Here is a 19,873-nt window from a genome sequence, read left to right as displayed (position 1 = left end):
GCGGCAACACCACGGGGACGCACAGACAGAGCGAGGGGCGCACATGACCGAGCTGTTTCAGGAACTGCTGGTCGAGGAGGCGGACGAAGAGCTCGGATGGCAGGAGCGCGCTCTTTGCGCCCAGACCGACCCCGAGTCCTTCTTTCCCGAGAAGGGCGGCTCCACCCGGGAGGCCAAGAAGGTCTGCCTGGCCTGTGAGGTCCGCTCCGAATGTCTTGAATACGCCCTGGCCAACGACGAACGCTTCGGCATCTGGGGCGGCCTGTCCGAGCGCGAACGCCGCCGGCTGAAAAAGGCAGCGGTCTGAACCGGCCACCGCACACCGCCCGCGCGACCCACGCGCCGACCGCGCACCGGACCCCCCACCACATATCCACCGCACGACCCGCAGCGAAGCCCGCCGGCACCGCCAAGACCCGCCAAGTCCCGTCAGGAACCGGCACTACGAGCAGCCCGAGCAGTACGAACCGAGCAAACGGTCCGCCTCCCGCACCTTCCCCGCAGGAGGCGGACCGTCGCGTTCCACCCCTTCCCCGTACGTTCTCCACGGGAGGCGAACGAGGGTCTTCCCAGCCGTTAGTGTGGGGCGCTGTCCAGCAGCCTCCGAGGGCACACCACCCCCGGATCCCCGGCCGGAGGGCCCGTACCGCGATGTCCCTGCACAGCAACTCGACGGCCTCCCCCCAACCGGCCGCCACCCCCGAGTTCCCCCGGCACGTCGTCACCGCGGTCCTCGTCGCCCACGACGGAGCCCGCTGGCTGCCCCAGACCCTCGCCGGCCTCCTCGCCCAGGAACGCCCCGCGCAACAGCACGTCGCCGCCGACACCGGCAGCTCCGACGACTCCGCGCGCCTGCTCACCGAAGCCCTCGGCGACGACCGCGTCCTCCACCTCGCCCGCCGCACCGGCTTCGGCGCCGCCGTCGAGGAAGCCGCCCGCACCGCGGGCGTCCTCACCCCCGAGGAACTCCCCTACCTCAAGCGCCCCAGCGGCTGGGACCCCGTCAGCCGCACCTGGCGCGACGACGCGTACGACCTCCCCGAGCTCCCGCACGGCGAACCCGTCCAGTGGCTCTGGCTGCTCCACGACGACAGCGCCCCCGAACCCGACGCCCTCACCGAACTCCTGCGCGTCGCCGACGAAAACCCCGAGGCCGCCGTCATCGGCCCCAAACTGCGCGGCTGGTACGACCGGAAGCAACTCCTCGAAGCCGGCGTCACCATCACCCGCAGCGGCCGCCGTTGGACCGGCCTCGACCGCCGCGAACAGGACCAGGGCCAACACGACCAGGTACGCCGCGTCCTGTCCGTCTCCACCGCCGGCATGCTCGTACGCCGCGACGTCTACGACCGCCTCGGCGGCTTCGACCGCCGCCTGCCCCTCATGCGCGACGACGCCGACCTGTGCTGGCGCGCCCAGTCCGCCGGCTTCGAGGTCCTCGTCGCCCCCGACGCCGTCCTGCGCCACGCCGAGGCAGCCGCCCGCGAACGCCGCACCGTCGACTGCGCCGGCCGCTCCGCCGTCAGCCCCCACCGCGTCGACAAGGCCGCGGCCGTCCACACCGTCCTCGCCAACTCCTCCGCCCGCGCCCTGCCCTACGTCCTGCCGCGCCTGATCCTCGCCACCCTGCTGCGCACCCTCGGCTACCTCGTCGGCAAGGCCCCCGGCCAGGCCGTCGACGAGTTCACCGGACTCCTCGCCACCCTGCTGCGGCCCGGCCGCATCCTCGCCGCCCGCAGACGCCGGCGCCGGCCCGCCGTCCCCCACGCCGCCCTGCGCCACCTCTTCCCCCCACCCGGCGCCACCCTGCGCGCCGGCGCCGAACAACTCGCCGCCTACGTCGGCTCCGACCGCGACAGCGACCCCACCCCCACCGGCCGACACGGCGGCGGCCTGGAGAGCGGCCCCGCCGGCGAGGACGCCGACTACCTCGACGTCGCCTCCTCCGGCCGGCTCGGGCGCATCGCCCGCAGACCCGCCCCCGTCCTCTTCGCGCTCCTGCTCCTCGTCTCCCTCGCCGCCTGCCGCGCCCTCATCGGCGGCGGCACCCTCATGGGCGGCGCCCTGCTCCCCGCCCCCGCCGGCGCCCTCGACCTGTGGCGCGGCTACACCGGCGACTGGCAGGCCACCGGCATCGGCACCACCGCCGGAGCACCCCCCTACCTCGCCGTGCTCGGCGCCCTCGCCGCCCTGACGTTCGGCTCCACCCACGCCGCCCTCACCCTGCTCCTCGTCGGCTCGGTCCCGCTCGCCGGCCTCACCGCCTACGTCGCCTCCCGCTCCCTCGTCACCTCCCGCCTGCTGCGCGCCTGGGCCGCCGTCGCCTACGCCTTCCTGCCGGCCGTCACCGGAGCCCTCGCCGGCGGCCGCCCGGGCACCGCCGTCCTCGCCGTGCTGCTGCCCCTCCTCGCCCGCTCCGCCGTCGCCGCCTTCGGCTTCACCGAAAGCCCGAACGCCGCCGACCGGCACGGCTCCTGGCGGCCGGTGTGGACGTACGCCCTGCTGCTGACCCTGGCCTGCGCCTTCACCCCCGTCGTGTGGCCGCTCGCCGCCGTCCTCGGAGCCGCCGCGCTCCTCGCGCGTCGCGCGCGCGTGAAGACGTACGCCCCCCGACTGCTCGCGACGCTCCTCGTACCGCTCCTCGTCCTCGCGCCCTGGTCCCTGACGCTCCTCACGCACCCCGCCCGCTTCCTGCGCGAGGCCGGACTGCCCTACGGCGCCCGCTCCGCCGGCGCCCTCGACCTCCTCGGCGCCGACCCCGGCGGCCCCGGCACCTTCGGCGGACTCCTCCTCCTCGGGCTGCCGCTCGCCGCGCTCGCCGCCCTGCTGCGCGCCGACCGCCGCTTCGCCATCGCCACCGCCTGGTCCGCCGCCCTCGCCGGACTGTTCCTCGCCGTCCTGCTCAACCGCGACGGCTGGGCCGGCCCCGGCGCCCTCCTGTACGGGCTCGGCCTCATCGCCGCCGCCGTCCTCGGCGCGGACGGCGCCAAGTACCGCGTCGCCGCCCGCAGCTTCGGCTGGCGCCAGCCGCTGGCCGCACTCGTCGCGCTGGCCGCCGCGGCGGCCCCTGTTCGCCGCCGCGGCCTGGGCCGCCGCCGGAGCCGACGGCCCGCTGCACCGCCGCGACCCCGTCCAGGTCCCCGCCTTCGTCGCCGCCCAGTCCGAGGACAGCAACCGCACCCGCACCCTCGTCCTCGGCGGCACCTCGCCCGCCACCGTCTCCTACACCCTGGTCCGCGGCCCCGGCGTCCGCCTCGGCGACGCCGAACTCCTCGCCGCCGCCGGCGCCGACCCCCGCCTGACCAAGGCCGTCTCCAGCCTGGTCTCCGGCTCCGGCGCCAACCAGTCCGAACAACTCGGCGCGTTCGCCGTCCGCTACGTGATGATCCCGCCCGGCGGCTCCCCCGTCATGCGCCAGACCCTCGACGGCACCCCCGGCCTCAAGCAGCGCCACCAGGACGACGGCACCGCCGTCTGGGAGGTCCAGCGGCTGCCCGCCCGCGTCGCGATCGTCCCCGACCGGCAGGGCCAGGCGACCGTCGCCGTCGACGCCGGACCCGTCGAGGTCCACGCCACCATCCCGCCCGGCGAGGAAGGCCGCACCCTGCGCGTCGCCGACCGGGCCGACCCCGGCTGGCACGCCACCCTCGACGGCCGACCCCTCGCCCCCCGGACCCTCGACGGCTGGGCCCAGGGCTTCGCCCTGCCCGCCGCCGGCGGCCGACTCGACCTCGTCCACGAGGACTCCGTCACCCGCGACGCCTGGCACTGGGCGCAGGGCGCCCTCGCCCTGCTGCTCCTGGTCATGGCCCTGCCCGGACGCCGCCGCCGGCTCGACGACGACCTCCCCGACGAGGACCCGCTGCCCGCCGACGGCCCCGCGACCCCCGAGCCCGGCCGCGGCCGCCGCGCCCGCCGCCAGGGCGCCGGCGAGCACCCCGCGCCCGAGGCGGCCGGGTCCGCCTCGGTCGTCGACCCGTACGCGCGGATCCCCGGTCAGCAGGTGTACGGGGAGGAGACGTACGCCTACCAGGACGCCCAGCCGTACGACGAGACCCCGCCCCACGAGCAGCCGTACTCGCACACGGGCCCGAACCCGGCGATCCCCTTCCCGCAGCAACACCGGCAGCCGCCCTACGAGCCGTACGGCTCGAACCAGCCCCACCCGCCCCACCAGCAGTACGAGCCGCGGTACGACGCCTACGGACAGCCCGACCCGCGTCCGGACGGGAGCACCCCCCAGTGAAGCAGCGCGCCCCCCTGACGCCCGTGGCGGTGACGGCCGCGCTCGCCGTCGCCTGCGGCCTGGCCTTCCTCACCGCCCCCACCGCCACGCCCGCCGCCGACGCCGGCCGGGCGGGCGCGGCCCGGATGCCGGTGGAGCGGTCCGTGTTGGTGTGCCCCGCGCCCAGCACCTCGGACATCGCCGAGACCACGTACACCTCCCTCACCCCCGGCAAGGCGACCGAGGCCGGCAAGGGCGGCGACAAGGACCCCAAGGCGTCGGCCCGCCTCACGACGAAGGACGGCAAGACGGTCCTGGAGCCGAAGGAGCCCGGCAAGCCCGTCGGCGCGAGCGCCTCCGGAGCCGAGGCCCCCGCGCTGACCGGCGCCGCCGAGGGCATCCTCGCCCCCGGCTGGACCGCCCAGCAGACCACCAAGGTCTCGGTCGGACAGGCGCGCGGCCTGCTCGGCGTCGCCTGCTCGGTCCCCGGCACCGACTTCTGGTTCCCCGGCGTCAGCACCGTCAAGGGCCGCCAGGACTACCTCCACCTCACCAACCCCGACGACACCGTCGCCGAGGTCGACATCAAGCTGTACGGGCCGGAGGGGCTGCTCAAGGGCAAGCCGGGCACCGCCGACGCCGTCATCGCCGTCGAACCCCGCTCCACCCTCAAGGTGTTGCTGTCCTCCCTCGCCCCCGAGGCCCAGGTCACGGACCTCACCGCGCACGTGACGACGGGCTCGGGCCGGGTCGGCGTCTCCGCGCAGATCGCCGAGGACGGCGTCGGCGCCGACTGGTTGCCGGCCTCCGAGGGCCCGGCCGGCTCCCTGGTCCTGCCGGGGATCCCGGCGGACGCCACCTCCGTACGCCTGGTCGCGTTCGCCCCCGGCGAGGACGACGCCGACCTCGGCCTGAAGCTGTCCGGTCCGAACGGCTCCATCAGCCCGGCCGGCAACGAACAGCTGCACCTCAAGGCCGGCATGACGGCCAACGTCGACCTCGGCGCCCTGCCCCGGGGCGAGGTGGGCTCGCTGCTGCTGACCCCGGTCGACGCGAAGAAGGCCGTACCGGTCGTCGCGGCGCTGCGCGTGGTCCGGGGGACCGGCACCAAGGAGGAGTTGGGCTTCATCCCGGCGAGTGCCCCCGTGGGCTCCCGCGCGACGGTCGTGGACAACCGGAGCGACGACAAGGCCACCACCGTACTCACCGTCACGGCCACGGGTCCGACGGACGCGAGGGTACGGATCACCGCCTCCCCGGGCACCGAGGGCGGCGAGCCGGCCGTCAAGGAGATCACCGTCAAGGCGGGCACCACCGCGGCCCTCTCCCCGCCGCCGGCCCCCGCGGGCGGCAAGGGCTCCTACGCCCTGACCCTGGAGACCCTCGCGGGCGGCCCCGTCCACGCGGCGCGCACGCTGACGGTGCCGCACGACGGGATCCCGATGTTCACCGTCCAGCCGTTCGCGGACGACCACTCGACGGTCTCCGTCCCGAAGGCGGTGGAAGACCCCTCGATCCTGATCCGCTGAAGCCGCGGCTCGGTCAGTCCTGTCCATACCTCGGGTCGACCGTCTCGGGTGAGAGCCCGAGCAGCTCCGCGACCTGCTCCACCACGATCTCGTGCACCAGCAACGCCCGTTCGTCGCGCGTCTTCGCCCGGATCTCCACCGGTCGCCGGAACACCACGATCCGGGCCGGACGCCCGCCCTCCGGCTCCACCACCCCGCCCAGCGGGACCGCCTCGTCGTTCCAGCCGGCGTCCGGGCCGCCCGGCGGACCGGGCACGTCCGCCACCACGAACTCCACCTCGGCCAGCTGCGCCCAGCGCCGTTCCAGTCGCTCCACGGAGTCCCGTACGAGGTCGCCGAAGAGTTCCGCCCGGCTCGCCGACAGCGGTACCTGGGGCGGCGCCACCGGTCCGCGCATCCCCCGGCCGTGCCGGTCGCGGCGCCGGGGCCTGGGCTCGTGGGTGCTCTCACCGCTGCCGCCGACGGGCGCGGGGCGAGGGGGAAGCTGGCTGTCCGTCACCCCCGCAGGGTAGCTCTCACCGTGCGTACCGGCAGGGCCTCGATCCGGTCACGACCTGATGTCGCCGCGATGTCGTCCCTGCGGCGATCCGGCCAAGATCGGGCACCATTGCGGACTCGGAGGCGCCCGTCGTCACCCCCGGTGAGCACGACACGGGGGAGTGAGCGGCGGTGGAGTCGTCGCGGCCCGGTCAAGAGTGCGGTACCGTCCAACGTCGTGAGCCTTGTACGTCGCTGTTCGCGCACCGCGTGCGGCCGCCCTGCCGTCGCCACACTGACGTACGTCTACGCCGACTCGACCGCAGTTCTCGGCCCGCTCGCCACCTACGCCGAACCCCACTGCTATGACCTGTGCGCCGAGCACTCCGAGCGCCTGACCGCCCCGCGCGGCTGGGACGTCGTCCGCCTGGCGGACGCCTCCGGCCCGTCGCGCCCCAGCGGCGACGACCTCGAAGCCTTGGCCAACGCCGTGCGTGAGGCGGCCCGTCCGCCCGAGCGCGCCGTCGAGGCCGGCGGGGGCCGACCCGGGGCGCAGGCGACCGGGGAGACGCGTCGCGGCCACCTGCGCGTCCTGCGTTCGCCCGATTCCTGACACCGGATCGTCTGAAAAGCCACTCTGCGCACAAGGTAGGTTTGCTCCACCGCACATACCTTCAGGAGGGCAGGCAGTGGCCGCAGATCTTTCGAACATCGTCAAGGCGTACGACGTACGTGGCGTCGTACCGGACGAGTGGGACGAGCCCCTGGCCGAACTGTTCGGTGCTGCGTTCGTCGAGGTCACCGGAGCCACGGCCATCGTCGTCGGCCACGACATGCGGCCCTCCTCGCCCGGCCTGTCGGCCGCCTTCGCCCGCGGCGCGGCCGCGCGCGGCGTCGACGTCACCCTGATCGGGCTGTGCTCGACGGACCAGCTGTACTACGCCTCCGGCAAGCTGGACCTGCCCGGCGCGATGTTCACGGCCTCGCACAACCCGGCCCAGTACAACGGCATCAAGCTGTGCCGCGCCGGCGCCGCCCCGGTCGGCCAGGACACCGGCCTCGCCACCATCCGCGAGCTCGCCGAGAAGTGGACCGACGAGGGCGCCCCCGCGATCCCCGCCGGCACCGCCCAGGGCACCATCACCGAGCAGGACACCCTCACCGGCTACGCCGAGCACCTCAAGGGCCTGGTCGACCTGACCGCCATCCGCCCGCTCAAGGTCGTCGTCGACGCGGGCAACGGCATGGGCGGCCACACCGTCCCCACCGTCTTCGAGGGCCTCCCGCTGGACCTCGTCCCCATGTACTTCGAGCTGGACGGGACCTTCCCGAACCACGAGGCCAACCCCCTCGACCCGAAGAACATCGTGGACCTCCAGGCCCGCGTGATCGCCGAGGGCGCCGACCTCGGTCTCGCCTTCGACGGCGACGCCGACCGCTGCTTCGTCGTCGACGAGCGCGGCGAGGGCGTCTCCCCGTCCGCGATCACCGCCCTGGTCGCGGCCCGCGAGCTGGCCCGCAACGGCGGCACCGGCACCGTCATCCACAACCTGATCACCTCCTGGTCCGTGCCGGAGGTCGTCAAGGAGAACGGCGGCACCCCGGTCCGCACCCGCGTCGGCCACTCGTTCATCAAGCAGGAGATGGCCACCACCGGCGCCATCTTCGGCGGCGAGCACTCTGCGCACTACTACTTCAAGGACTTCTGGAACGCGGACACCGGCATGCTCGCCGCGCTCCACGTCCTCGCGGCCCTCGGCGGCCAGGAGGGCACCCTGTCCGACCTGGTCTCCTCCTACGACCGCTACGTCGGCTCGGGCGAGATCAACTCCACCGTCGCCGACCAGGCCGCCCGCACCGCAGAGGTCAAGGCCGCCTACGCCGACCAGGACGGCGTCACCTTCGACGAGCTGGACGGCCTCACCGTCTCCGCCGCCGACTGGTGGTTCAACCTCCGCCCCTCCAACACCGAGCCGCTCCTGCGCCTCAACGTGGAGGCCCGCGACACCGCCACCCTGACCCGGATCCGCGACGAAGTCCTGGCCCTGGTCCGCGCCTGACCGCCCGAACCCCCGCCCCGCCGGCGAGGCAACTCCAGCCTCGCCGGCGTTTGCGGCGCGGGGGTCCGGGGGCAGAGCCCCCGCAACGGCGCGCCCCACCCGCCCCCGGCCACCCCGCACCGCACATGACTCGGCGGTACGCTGACCTCGCCCTATCCGCACCCCGAAGGGAACCGCCCCATGCCGCTCGAAGCCGGCCTGCTGGAGATCCTCGCCTGCCCCGCCTGCCACGCCCCCCTCCAGGACAAGTCGGCAGACGAAACCGCGCCCGAGCTGCTCTGCACCGGCCAGGACTGCGGCCTCGCGTACCCGGTCCGCGACGACATCCCGGTCCTCCTCGTGGACGAGGCCCGCCGCCCCGCCTGAACCACCGGCTCAGCGCGAACCCCGCCACCGCCCCCCAACACACCGCCGGAGGCCCCCATGCTCGACGAGTCACTCCTCGACGCACCGGAGGATCTCGCCCGCGCCGACCGCCGCGGCCTGCTCCGCGGCGCCGCCGAGGCCGGGGCCAGGGTCCGCACCGCGGCCCGGCACGCCGTCGAGGCCGGCCTCGCGGACCTGCGCCCCGACGGCCGCCCCGCGCCGTGCTGATCGCCGGCCCCGGCACCGCCGCGACCGGCGTCGCCGACCTGCTGAGCGCCCTCGCGGGAGCCTCCGCCCCCGTCACCCGGCTGCACCCGACCGGCGTCGCACCCGCCGCCGGGGCCCTGCGCTGGACGCTGCCCGGGTGGGCGGGCCCCGTGGACCTGCTGCTCATCGCCACCACCGACGGCACCGAGCCCGGCCTCGCCCTCCTCGCCGAGCAGGCGTACCGACGCGGCTGCACCGTCGTCGCCGTCGCCCCCGAGCGGTCCCCGCTGAGCGAGGCGGTGGACGGCGCGCACGGGGTCCTCGTACCGATGGCCAAGGCCCCGTACCAGGAGTACGACGAATCCGCCGCGGCCGGACCCGGCGCGCTGTGGGCCCTGTTGACGCCGCTGCTGGTCCTCCTCGACAAGCTCGGCCTGGTCGTCGCCGCCCCCGACACCCTCCAGCGGGTCGCCGACCGCCTCGACCGCACCGCCGAACGCTGCGGCCCGGCCATCGCCACGTACTCCAACCCCGCCAAGACCCTCGCGGCCGAACTCGCCGACTCCCTCCCGCTCATCTGGAGCGAGGGCGCCGCCGCCGGCGCCGCGGGCCGCCGGTTCGCCGCCACCCTCGCCGAACTCGCCGGCCGCCCCGCGCTCGCCGCCGACCTGCCCGAGGCGCTGCCCGCGCACGGCGTCCTGCTCGCCGGGGCCTTCGCGGCCGGCGCGGACCCCGACGACTTCTTCCGCGACCGCGTCGACGAGCCGCAAACCCTGCGCGCCCGCGTGGTCCTGCTGCGCGACCGGCCCACCGGCGGCCTCACCGCGGCGCCCGCCGCCCGCGAACTCGCCCTCAGCCACGACACGGCGATCAGCGAACTCGAACCGGAGGAGGGCGGCGAGTTCGAGCAGCTCGCCGAGCTCCTCGCCGTCACGGACTTCGCCACCGCCTACCTGGCGCTGGCGTCCAGGGCCCGCGGCTGAGGCACATCGGCACCCCCCACCCACCCCCGTGCCCGCCGAGCCCGCACCGCCGCAGCACCGCACCGCTCCATATCCAGGAAGACGACGATGGACCGCCTGACGAACACGATCCGCCCCTACGCGTGGGGTTCCACCACCGCGATCCCCACCCTCCTCGGGGTGGAGCCCACCGGTGAACCCCAGGCCGAGATGTGGATGGGCGCCCACCCCGGCGCCCCCTCCCGTCTCGTCCGCGGCGGGGGCGAGACGACGCTCGCGGCCGTCATCGACGCCGACCCCGAGGGCGAGCTCGGCGCCGCCGCCGTCGCGAAGTTCGGGCCCCGTCTGCCGTTCCTCCTCAAGCTCCTCGCCGCGGGCGCCCCGCTCTCCCTCCAGGTCCACCCCGACCTCGCCCGGGCCCGTGCCGGGTTCGAGGACGAGGAGCGGCGCGGCGTCCCGATCGAAGCGGGCCACCGCAACTACAAGGACGCCAACCACAAGCCCGAACTGATCTGCGCCCTCACGCCGTTCGACGGCCTGTGCGGCTTCCGCCCGCCGCAGGAGGCCGCCGACCTCCTCGAAGGCCTCGGCGTCGACTCCCTCAAGCCGTACGTGGACCTGCTGCGCGCCCACCCCGAGGAAGCCGCCCTGCGCGAGGTCCTCACCGCCGTCCTGACCGCGGACCGCGAGGAGATGGCCCACACGGTCCACGAGGCCGCGGCCGCCGCCGAGCGGCTCGCGGGCCCGTACGCGCCGTACGCGGGCCTCGTCCACGACTACCCCGGCGACCCGGGCGTGATCGCGGCGATGCTGCTCAACCACGTACGACTCCAGCCCGGCGAGGCCATGTTCCTCGGCGCCGGCATCCCGCACGCCTACCTCGACGGCCTCGGCGTCGAGCTGATGGCCAACTCCGACAACGTCCTGCGCTGCGGCCTGACCCCCAAGCACGTCGACGTCCCCGAACTGCTCAAGGTCGTCATCTTCGAGCCCAGCGCCCCCGGCGTCCTGCGCCCCGAGGGCGACGGTGAGGAGGTCTACGAGACCCCCATCGACGAGTTCCGCCTCTCGCGCTTCCTCCTGGCCGCCGGCGGCGCCCCCCGCACCCTGCCGGCCGGCGCCCCGCAGATCCTGCTCTGCACCGCCGGTGGCCCGACGGTGGGCGACATCGCCCTCGCTCCGGGCGAGTCCGTCTTCGTCCCGGCGGGCGAAATGGTCGAACTGTCCGGTAGTGGCACCGTCTTCCGTGCCACTGTGGTCGTCTGACGTAGCGTCGGTCGCACAGGCACCTGCAACAATGTGCGGCCGTAGTCAGTGGCCAGGAAGGGAAATCTCGCACCCATGAGCGCGTCGGGCGGTACCAAGGCGATCGTGGCGGCACTCGCCGCCAATCTCGCCATCGCTGTAGCCAAATTCGTGGCGTTCCTCTTCAGCGGCTCTTCGTCGATGCTCGCGGAGAGCGTCCACTCGGTCGCCGACTCCGGCAACCAGGGCCTGCTGTTGCTCGGCGGGAAGAAGGCCCGGCGCGAGGCGACCCCCCAACACCCCTTCGGGTACGGGCGGGAACGCTACATCTACGCCTTCCTCGTCTCCATCGTCCTCTTCACCGTCGGTGGCATGTTCGCCATCTACGAGGGCTACGAGAAGATCCACGACCCCCACGAGATCGAGGCCTGGTACTGGCCCGTCGGCGTGCTCGTCTTCGCGATCATCGCGGAGAGCTTCTCCTTCCGCACCGCGATCAAGGAGTCGAACGAGAGCCGCGGCGCCCTGAGCTGGAGCCAGTTCATCAAGCGGGCCAAGGCCCCCGAACTGCCCGTGGTGCTGCTGGAGGACCTCGGCGCGCTCGTCGGCCTCGTCCTCGCCCTCGGCGGCGTGGGTCTGGCCCTGCTGACCGGCAACGGCGTCTGGGACGGCATCGGCACCCTGTGCATCGGCGTCCTGCTCATCGTCATCGCCATCGTGCTCGCCCTGGAGACCAAGTCCCTGCTCCTGGGCGAGGCCGCCGGCACCGACGACATCGAGAAGATCAAGGCCGCCGTCGTCGACGGGAAGGTCGTCACCCGCGTCATCCACATGCGCACCCTGCACCTCGGTCCCGAGGAGCTGCTCGTCGCCGCCAAGATCGCCGTCGAGGCCAACGACACCGCGACGGCGGTGGCGGACGCCATCAACGCGGCCGAGGCCCGCATCCGCGAGGCCGTGCCGATCGCCCGCGTGATCTACCTGGAGCCGGACATCTACAACCCCGAGGCCGCCGAGGCCAAGTCCTTGTAGCCGCGGAAGACGCGATGCGAGGGGCCCCGCAGCCGACCGGCTGCGGGGCCCCTCGCATGTGTCCCACCCGACTACGCCTACGACTGCACGTCCGCGCGCTCCCCGGCGTCACCGGCGGTCTCCGCCGCCTCGCCGGCCGCAACCGAACCCGCGGAACCCGCGGAACCCGCGGAACCAACCGAAGGCGAACCCGCCGTAGCCGGCACGACCACGGCGACCGGAGCCGGGGCGGCGGCGGCCGGGGCCGGAGCCCGCTTGCGCGCCCGCCGCGCCACGACCGCCAGGCCGGCGCCGACGAGCATCACCAGCACACCGGCCAGCTGCCCCCACACCGCCATCTTGGCCATCGGGTACGGCACGACCTTGGAGACGATCTTGCTCTCCGGCACCGGACCGTTGTTCGCGTACTGCGAGCCGTCCGAATTCAGCCGGTTGTCGGCCATCAGGAAGACGTGCCCCTTCGGCACCTTCACGTTGAAGGCCACCGTCGACGGGTACTTCCACTGCTCCAGGTACGGCTCGTCCAGCGGCGTACCGTTCAGCACCAGCCGGTACTGGCCGGCCACCTTGCTGCTCGGCTTGTACTGGATACGGTCGCCCCCGACCGCCACCACCCGGTTCATCTGGGTCTTCTGCATGGACCACGGCACGGAAGCGAGTACGACGTCACCCCGCCGCAGCTTTCCCTTGGCGACCGGCTCCAGGTAGATGCTCTCCCCGTTGGTGTAGGTCGGCGTCATGGTCCAACCGACCTGCCTGCCCTCCGTGTACCGCGCGGGCGGGTTCACCGCCTTCGCCACCGTCACCCCCCCGAGGATGACCGCTCCGAGCACCAGCAGGACGATCGCCGCGATCCCGCGTCTGCGTCCTGGCCTGTGTTCCATTTCGTCCCTTCCGATGTACCTGCCTTGCATCGTAGGTCGACGCGGACGCCGCCGATGCCGTCGGGGCCCGGTGCGGCATGTCCGTAGATACCGATTCGGACACTGCGCACACGGGCCCCGCGGCAGGAACCTTCCGGCACGGGGTCGGCTAGGGGGTGTCTTTCGGATCAGGCCGGGCTCGCGGTGGTCGGCACCGCGTCTCGCCGCGTTGTCGTCGGTCGCCGACGCTCCGCGTCGACTCCCTCCTCCGCCTTGCGACGCACGGCACCGACCCCCGCTCCCTGATCCGGCCCGATCCGTAAGACACCCCCTAGCGGATCTCGCGCAGCACCTCCAGGACGGCCCGCTCGTCGGGCGCGCTCTGGAGGCGGGCCCGGAAGTCGCCGTCCATCAGCTTGCGCGACAGCAGCGCCAGGATCCTCAGGTGCTCGTCACCGGCGGCCGCCTCCGGCACCGAGATCATGAACACCAGCCGGGCCTTCGTCCCGTCCGGCGAACCCCACTCGATGCCCTCGGCGGACCGGGCGAAGCCGACCGTGGGACGCGTCACGGCGTCCGTCTTGGCGTGCGGGATCGCGATGGACTCCCCGAGCCCCGTCGTCCCCTGCGCCTCCCGCGCGAGGGCCACCAGTACGAGCTCGTCCACGTCCCGGACGTTGCCGGTGGCGGCCAGCATCTCGGCCATTTCCCGGATCGCCGCCTCCTTGGAACCGGCGCCCAGCTCCGTCTTGACGGTCCGCGCGGTCAGGTACCCGGACAACACCTGCTCCGCCTCCTCCGCCTCCTCGGCTTCATCGGCCGCCTCGACCGCGGCGGCGGGTACGGACACCGCCCCGACGGGCGCGCCGGCGCCGGCCTCGCGCTCCTTGATCTCGATCAGCGCGTTGGTCGTCAGGGCGGTCACCACCGTGCCGATCGCGATGGCGGCGAAGAACATCCCGACACCGCCGATGGCACCGAACAGCGAGACGATCGGACCGCCGTGCGGCACCGAGTCCTCGACCCCGGCCAGGCCCGCGACGGCGCCGGCCACCGCGCCGCCGAGCATGTTCGCCGGGATGACGATCGCCGGCCGGGCCGCCGCGAAGGGGATCGCGCCCTCCGAGATGCCGAAGAAGCCCATGAACAGGGCCGCCATGCCCGTCTCCCGTTCCTGGGCGCTGTAGAGCTTGCGACGCAGCAGGGTGGCCAGGCCCTGGCCCAGCGGCATGACCGGGATCGCCGCGGCGGCCATACCCATGACCGTGTTGTTCGTGCCGATCAGACCGACCGCGACGAGGAAGGCGGTCTTGTTGACGGGACCACCCATGTCGAAGGCGATCATCAGACCGATGAGGGCGCCGAGCGCGATCGCGCTGGTGCCCGTCATGCCGTTCAGCCAGTTGGTCAGGTGCGTGAAGACCCAGGAGATGGGCCGGCCGATCACGTAGATGTAGAACAGCCCCAGAGCCAGCGTCGACACGATCGGGATGACGATGATCGGCATGATCGGCCGGACGAACTTCGGGACCCTGATCTTCTTGATCCACACCACCAGGTAGCCGGCCAGGAAGCCGGTCGCGATCGCGCCCAGGAAGCCCGCGTTCGCGTCCGCGCCGTAGAGGTTCACGGCATCGGCGGCCAGGAAGCCGCCGATCATGCCGGGCACGAGTGCGGGCCGGTCGCCGAGCGCGTACGCGATGTAGCCCGAGAAGATCGGCAGCATCAGCTTGAAGCCGAGGCCGCCCAGGGCGTTGACGTGGAACCAGAAGGAGCCCTCGTCGAACGCGATCCCCTGGGGCGTGCTGTGCCCGCCGAGCGCGATGGACACCGCGAGCAGCAGACCACCCACGACCACGAACGGGATCATGTGGGAGACGCCGTTCATCAGGGCCTTGTACGCGTCCCCACGCTCCCTGTTCCGCCCCCCGCCGCCGGCCACGCCGCCGGGGGCCGCCGCCCCGGCCTGGACCGGAGCCGTCCGCACCCGTTCGATCAGTTCCTTCGGCCGGTGGATGCCGTCCGCCACTCCCGTCGCCAGCACCCGCTTGCCGGCGAACCGCTCCCGGTCGACCTCCTTGTCGGCGGCGATGATGATCCCGTCCGCCTCCCTGACATCGTTGTCAGAGAGCACGTTCTCGGCCCCGATCGAGCCCTGGGTCTCCACCTTCATGTCCACGCCGAGCTCCTCGGCCGCCTGCTGGAGCTTCTCCGCCGCCATGTAGGTGTGCGCGATGCCCGTCGGGCACGCCGTGACGGCGAGCAGCTTCGGGCGCCTCGGGCCGCTCGCGCCCCCGCCACCGGGAGGGCCGGTTGGACTGGTCAATGGAATCTCCTTCACACCACGCCATGGGTCCTGCGGGATCGCGCGTACGACCCGACCCCACGGAATCGTGCAACACGCGGCAGGCGGATCAAAAGTCCGAAAGGCCCCGAACAGCCCCGCCGGAGGGGCCGAAGACCCCAAGGCGAGTGACGACTTGTTGGGCGGTCCACTGGGGACCGCTGGGCCGATCGGTGTAGATTCGTCATCAGTGTCAGGCGTCGCCGCTGATGGCGGTCGGGCGGTCCTCGTGGCCGGCCGTGGGGAGAGAGGGCCCCCGACGGACTGTGCTCGGGCGCACCGTCCTTGGACGGCGCGCGGCATAGCCGTACGTACCCACCCTCTCGAACCATGAGGAGCAGCACCCGTGGACTTCAAGGTCGCAGACCTCTCCCTCGCCGCCTTCGGCCGCAAGGAGATCACCCTGGCCGAGCACGAGATGCCCGGCCTGATGTCGATCCGTCGCGAGTACGCCGAGGCCCAGCCGCTGGCCGGCGCCCGCATCACCGGCTCCCTGCACATGACCGTGCAGACCGCCGTCCTCATCGAGACCCTCGTCGCCCTCGGCGCCGACGTCCGCTGGGCCTCCTGCAACATCTTCTCCACCCAGGACCACGCGGCCGCCGCCATCGCCGTCGGCCCGAACGGCACCCCGGAGAACCCGCAGGGCGTCCCCGTCTTCGCCTGGAAGGGCGAGACGCTGGAGGAGTACTGGTGGTGCACGGAGCAGGCGCTGACCTGGCCGAACACCCCCACCGGCGGCCCGAACATGATCCTCGACGACGGTGGTGACGCCACCCTCCTCGTCCACAAGGGCGTCGAGTTCGAGAAGATCGGCTCCGCCCCGGACCCGTCCACCGCGGACTCCGAGGAGTACGGCCACATCCTCACCCTCCTCAACCGCACCCTCGGCGAGACCCCGCAGAAGTGGACGCAGCTCGCGTCCGAGATCCGCGGCGTGACGGAGGAGACCACCACCGGTGTCCACCGCCTCTACGAGATGATGTCCGAGGGCAGCCTGCTCTTCCCGGCCATCAACGTGAACGACGCCGTCACCAAGTCGAAGTTCGACAACAAGTACGGCTGCCGCCACTCCCTCATCGACGGCATCAACCGCGCCACCGACGTCCTCATCGGCGGCAAGGTCGCCGTCGTCTGCGGCTACGGCGACGTCGGCAAGGGCTGCGCCGAGTCGCTGCGCGGCCAGGGCGCGCGCGTCATCGTCACCGAGATCGACCCGATCTGCGCCCTCCAGGCCGCCATGGACGGCTACCAGGTCGCCACCCTGGACGACGTCGTCGAGACCGCCGACATCTTCATCACCACCACCGGCAACAAGGACATCATCATGGCCGCCGACATGGCCAAGATGAAGCACCAGGCCATCGTGGGCAACATCGGCCACTTCGACAACGAGATCGACATGGCCGGCCTCGCCAAGATCGACGGCATCGTCAAGGACGAGGTCAAGCCCCAGGTCCACACCTGGAAGTTCCCCGACGGCAAGGTCCTCATCGTCCTCTCCGAGGGCCGCCTGCTGAACCTCGGCAACGCGACCGGACACCCGTCCTTCGTCATGTCGAACTCCTTCGCGGACCAGACCCTGGCCCAGATCGAGCTCTTCACGAAGCCCGAGGAGTACCCGACCGACGTCTACGTGCTCCCCAAGCACCTCGACGAGAAGGTCGCCCGCCTCCACCTCGACGCCCTCGGCGTCAAGCTCACCACCCTGCGCCCCGAGCAGGCCGAGTACATCGGCGTCAAGGTCGAGGGCCCGTACAAGCCGGACCACTACCGCTACTGATCCGCCCCCGCTCCCCGCGGATCCACAGCACCGCGTCAGGCCCCCGGCACCGCTGCCGGGGGCCTGCCCCGTACGTACGCAAGGACCACACCCCATGCCACGCGGCCGCTACTCGCTCCACGACCCGCACGACCACACCCCCCTCGGCGAGGAGCACTTCCACTGCGCCCCGGGCCCGTCCGGCTGGCGCTACGTCTCCCAGCTGACCACGCCCGACGGCGCGCACCGGGGCTCCGTCGACCTGGCCATCGACGCCCTGGGCCGCCCCATCCGCCTGGAGGTCAACGCCCACAGCTGGCAGGTGCGCGGCGCCGCCATCGACGGCGTCACCTGGGTCCGTACCGACCCCACCGGCACCGAAGCCACCGAGGGCAACGTCCGCGCCCCCGGCTTCACCGGGACCTCCCCCGCCTTCCTCATCGCGACGGCCCGCCTGCTGCGCCCGGTCCCCGGCGCCCCGGCGACCCGCGTCCGCCTCGTCGCCCTCACCGACCCGGTCCTGGCCGCCCGTACGGTCGACCAGGCGTGGGCGTTGCTCACCCGCGCGGAACACGCCACGGACAGCGGCCCGCTCCTGGTGGACGAGTACCGGGTCACCGCCCTCGACACGGGCGAGGTCCACACCGTCCACATCGCCGGCGACGTGGTCCTCTCCGCCCCCGGCATCGAGCTCGAACACCTGGAAACCCCGCCGTCCACCTTCAACGATGACGATGACGACGACGCCTAGCTAGGCGGGCGGCGCGAACCCGGTCCCCCGCACGGGCGCGACGTCGACCGGCGCGTCGACCGGCACGTCGACCGGCGGGACGTGAACCGGCGCGACGTGAACCGGCGCAGCCACCCGAGGCAGCGGGGCGACGGGCGCCACCGGGGCGGTCGCCGCAGCGCCGAAGGCGCGGGCCGCGTCGCGGGACTGCCGCTCGTGGACGACCGCCATCAGGAACGCGGCGGCCGGCACCCCGGCCGGCGGCGGCGTCCCCGTCCGGGCCACCAGATCGTCCGCGAGCCGCGCGGCCATCACGGCGCTGGTGTGCGGGTCGAGCTGGTTCATGCGGGTCAGGTACTGGCGCACCGCCAGCCACAGTCCGTCCGGCACCGCCGACAGGTCCAGCCCCGTGAACCGCCCCGCGAGCCACGGCGGCGGCGCGGGCACCGGCATCACCCGCACACCCGGCACCCGCTCCCGGATCACCAGCGTCCCCCCGAAGACGTCTCCGAGACGCCGTCCCCGCTCCGAGACCAGCGAGGCGATGCAGGCCACGGCCCCGAAGGTCATCAACAGCTCCACGACCCCGAGCGCCCCGCGCACCAGCGCGTGCCGGAACCGGATCGGGCCGCCGTCCTCCCGCACCACCCGCAGTCCGCAGGCCAGCTTCCCGAGCGAGCGCCCGTGCGTCAGCGTCTCCACCGCGATCGGCACCCCGACCAGCACCAGCACGAAGCTCGCCACCGACACGGCCGCCCGCGCGGCCGGGTCCAGGGAAGCCGTGGCGAAGAGCAGCCCGACCGATATGAGCACGTAGCCGGCGACGTACACGACGAGGTCGAGCAGGATCGCCAGCGCCCGGCTCGGCAGCCGCGCGGGCCGTAGCCCCAGGACGACCGCGTCACCCGTCACCAGATCGCTCACCGCACGCACCTTTCACCGACCTGACCCGCCCCTGTGCGCTCCAGTCTGCCAAGCTGACCACAGGAGAAGTAAGCCGAACCGGGGGAGCGGTAGCCGGATGGATCTCGATGTCTTCGTGGCCGCCCACCAGGCGGAGTGGGCGCGCCTGGAGCAGCTCCTCGGCCGGGGCCGACGACTCACGGGGGCGGAGGCCGACGAGCTCGTCGAGCTCTACCAGCGCACCTCGACCCACCTGTCCTTGATCCAGTCGAGCTTCCCCGACCCGATGCTGACGGGCCGCCTCACCCAGCTCGTCGCCCGCGCCCGCGCCACCGTCACCGGAACCCGCCGCGCGAGCTGGCGCGACGCCGCCCGCTTCTTCACGGCCGGCTTCCCCGCCGCCGTCTACCGCAGCCGCCGCTGGTGGATACCCACCGCCCTGCTGTCGACGGCCCTCGGCGTGCTGATCGGCTGGTGGATAGCCACCCACCCGGAGGTGCAGGGCGCCATCGCCGCCCCGGAGCAGCTGAAGGAGCTGACCAGGCCGGGTGGTGGGTACGAGACGTACTACTCCAGCAATCCGGCGGCCTCCTTCGCCGCCCAGGTCTGGACGAACAACGCCCAGACGGCCGCGATCTGCCTGGTCCTGGGCGCGTTCCTCGGCATCCCGGTCCTGTGGATCCTCTTCCTGAACATGGCCAACCTCGGCGTCGGCCTCGGCCTGATGGCCTCGGCCGGCCGCCTCGACGTCTTCCTCGGCCTGATCCTCCCGCACGGCCTGCTCGAACTGACCGCCGTCTTCGTCGCCGCCGGCACCGGCCTGCGCCTGGGCTGGACGGTCATCGACCCGGGCCCCCGCACCCGCCGCGCGGCCCTCGCCGAGCAGGGCCGCGCCGCCCTCGGCATGGCCATCGGCCTGGCCGTGGTCCTCTTCGTCTCCGGCCTGATCGAAGGCTTCGTCACCCCGTCGGGCCTCCCCACCTGGGCCCGCATCACCATCGGCATCGCGGCGGAGGCTGTCTTCCTCGCCTACGTCTACGTCCTGGGCGGCCGCGCCGCCCGCGCCGGCGAGGTGGGCGACGTCGAGGAAGCGGACCGGACGGCCCTGGTGCCCACCGCCGCGTGATGTGCGTACAGGCCCGCTGAGCTGCTAGTCTCTCGTCGTCCC

General features: G+C 73.2%; 14 protein-coding genes and 2 pseudogenes. 12 read left to right on the top strand and 4 right to left on the bottom strand.

The window, feature by feature from the left end:
* Positions 1-43: 43 nt before the first annotated feature.
* From M4D82_RS13545 to M4D82_RS13535, 3 genes and pseudogenes are all read left to right on the top strand, one after another.
* The gene (locus M4D82_RS13545) at positions 44-307 is read left to right on the top strand and encodes a WhiB family transcriptional regulator (protein WP_003983763.1); all 264 of its coding nucleotides are present in this window, start codon (positions 44-46) and stop codon (positions 305-307) included.
* A 344-nt stretch (positions 308-651) separates the two neighbouring features.
* Positions 652-4,246: pseudogene (locus M4D82_RS13540) on the top strand (glycosyltransferase family 2 protein).
* A gap of 125 nt (positions 4,247-4,371) precedes the next feature.
* Positions 4,372-5,754, top strand: a complete 1,383-nt coding sequence (locus M4D82_RS13535) for a DUF5719 family protein (RefSeq protein ID WP_249771765.1) — start codon at positions 4,372-4,374, stop codon at positions 5,752-5,754.
* A 13-nt stretch (positions 5,755-5,767) separates the two neighbouring features.
* Here the strand turns inward: M4D82_RS13535 and M4D82_RS13530 are convergent, their stop codons facing one another.
* Positions 5,768-6,253 (bottom strand): metallopeptidase family protein, encoded by a 486-nt coding sequence (locus M4D82_RS13530; RefSeq protein WP_502988917.1) that lies wholly within the window; start codon positions 6,251-6,253, stop codon positions 5,768-5,770.
* 141 nt (positions 6,254-6,394) lie between these two features.
* Between M4D82_RS13530 and M4D82_RS13525 the strand changes: the two genes are divergently transcribed.
* The 6 genes and pseudogenes from M4D82_RS13525 to M4D82_RS13500 all read left to right on the top strand — a co-directional run bounded on the left by M4D82_RS13525 (position 6,395) and on the right by M4D82_RS13500 (position 12,103).
* Positions 6,395-6,844, top strand: a complete 450-nt coding sequence (locus tag M4D82_RS13525; protein ID WP_249766289.1) for a DUF3499 domain-containing protein — start codon at positions 6,395-6,397, stop codon at positions 6,842-6,844.
* Positions 6,845-6,920: 76 nt separating this feature from the next.
* A complete protein-coding gene (locus M4D82_RS13520; RefSeq protein ID WP_249766288.1) occupies positions 6,921-8,291 on the top strand; it encodes a phosphomannomutase/phosphoglucomutase in 1,371 nt (456 codons plus the stop codon).
* Positions 8,292-8,471: 180 nt separating this feature from the next.
* The gene (locus M4D82_RS13515) at positions 8,472-8,657 is read left to right on the top strand and encodes a Trm112 family protein (RefSeq protein ID WP_249766287.1); all 186 of its coding nucleotides are present in this window, start codon (positions 8,472-8,474) and stop codon (positions 8,655-8,657) included.
* 57 nt (positions 8,658-8,714) lie between these two features.
* Positions 8,715-9,847, top strand: a pseudogene (locus tag M4D82_RS13510) (SIS domain-containing protein).
* Between the two features lie 87 nt (positions 9,848-9,934).
* Positions 9,935-11,092, top strand: coding sequence for a mannose-6-phosphate isomerase, class I (gene manA, locus M4D82_RS13505; protein WP_249766286.1), 1,158 nt, complete (start codon positions 9,935-9,937; stop codon positions 11,090-11,092).
* A 75-nt stretch (positions 11,093-11,167) separates the two neighbouring features.
* On the top strand, positions 11,168-12,103 hold the full coding sequence (locus tag M4D82_RS13500; protein ID WP_249766285.1) for a cation diffusion facilitator family transporter: 936 nt from the start codon (positions 11,168-11,170) through the stop codon (positions 12,101-12,103).
* A 77-nt stretch (positions 12,104-12,180) separates the two neighbouring features.
* On the opposite strand, the gene lepB is transcribed toward M4D82_RS13500, so the two are convergent.
* Together lepB and M4D82_RS13490 are read right to left on the bottom strand one after the other, a co-directional pair.
* Positions 12,181-12,987, bottom strand: a complete 807-nt coding sequence (gene lepB, locus M4D82_RS13495; protein ID WP_249766284.1) for a signal peptidase I — start codon at positions 12,985-12,987, stop codon at positions 12,181-12,183.
* Positions 12,988-13,297: 310 nt separating this feature from the next.
* Positions 13,298-15,292, bottom strand: coding sequence for a fructose-specific PTS transporter subunit EIIC (locus M4D82_RS13490; RefSeq protein ID WP_249766283.1), 1,995 nt, complete (start codon positions 15,290-15,292; stop codon positions 13,298-13,300).
* Between the two features lie 364 nt (positions 15,293-15,656).
* Between M4D82_RS13490 and ahcY the strand changes: the two genes are divergently transcribed.
* Both ahcY and M4D82_RS13480 read left to right on the top strand, forming a co-directional pair.
* On the top strand, positions 15,657-17,093 hold the full coding sequence (gene ahcY, locus M4D82_RS13485; RefSeq protein WP_249766282.1) for an adenosylhomocysteinase: 1,437 nt from the start codon (positions 15,657-15,659) through the stop codon (positions 17,091-17,093).
* 94 nt (positions 17,094-17,187) lie between these two features.
* Positions 17,188-17,823 (top strand): hypothetical protein, encoded by a 636-nt coding sequence (locus M4D82_RS13480; protein ID WP_249766281.1) that lies wholly within the window; start codon positions 17,188-17,190, stop codon positions 17,821-17,823.
* Here the strand turns inward: M4D82_RS13480 and M4D82_RS13475 are convergent, their stop codons facing one another.
* On the bottom strand, positions 17,824-18,726 hold the full coding sequence (locus tag M4D82_RS13475; protein WP_249766280.1) for an RDD family protein: 903 nt from the start codon (positions 18,724-18,726) through the stop codon (positions 17,824-17,826).
* 97 nt (positions 18,727-18,823) lie between these two features.
* Here M4D82_RS13475 and M4D82_RS13470 point away from each other — a divergent pair, with 97 nt between their 5' ends.
* Complete coding sequence (locus tag M4D82_RS13470; protein WP_249766279.1) at positions 18,824-19,831, top strand: stage II sporulation protein M; 1,008 nt, start codon at positions 18,824-18,826, stop codon at positions 19,829-19,831.
* Positions 19,832-19,873 lie beyond the last annotated feature (42 nt).

Source organism: Streptomyces sp. RerS4 (assembly GCF_023515955.1).
Classification (GTDB): Bacteria; Actinomycetota; Actinomycetes; order Streptomycetales; family Streptomycetaceae; genus Streptomyces.
Note: the sequence above shows the minus strand (reverse complement) of the source record. Positions and strands in the feature narration are given on the sequence as shown.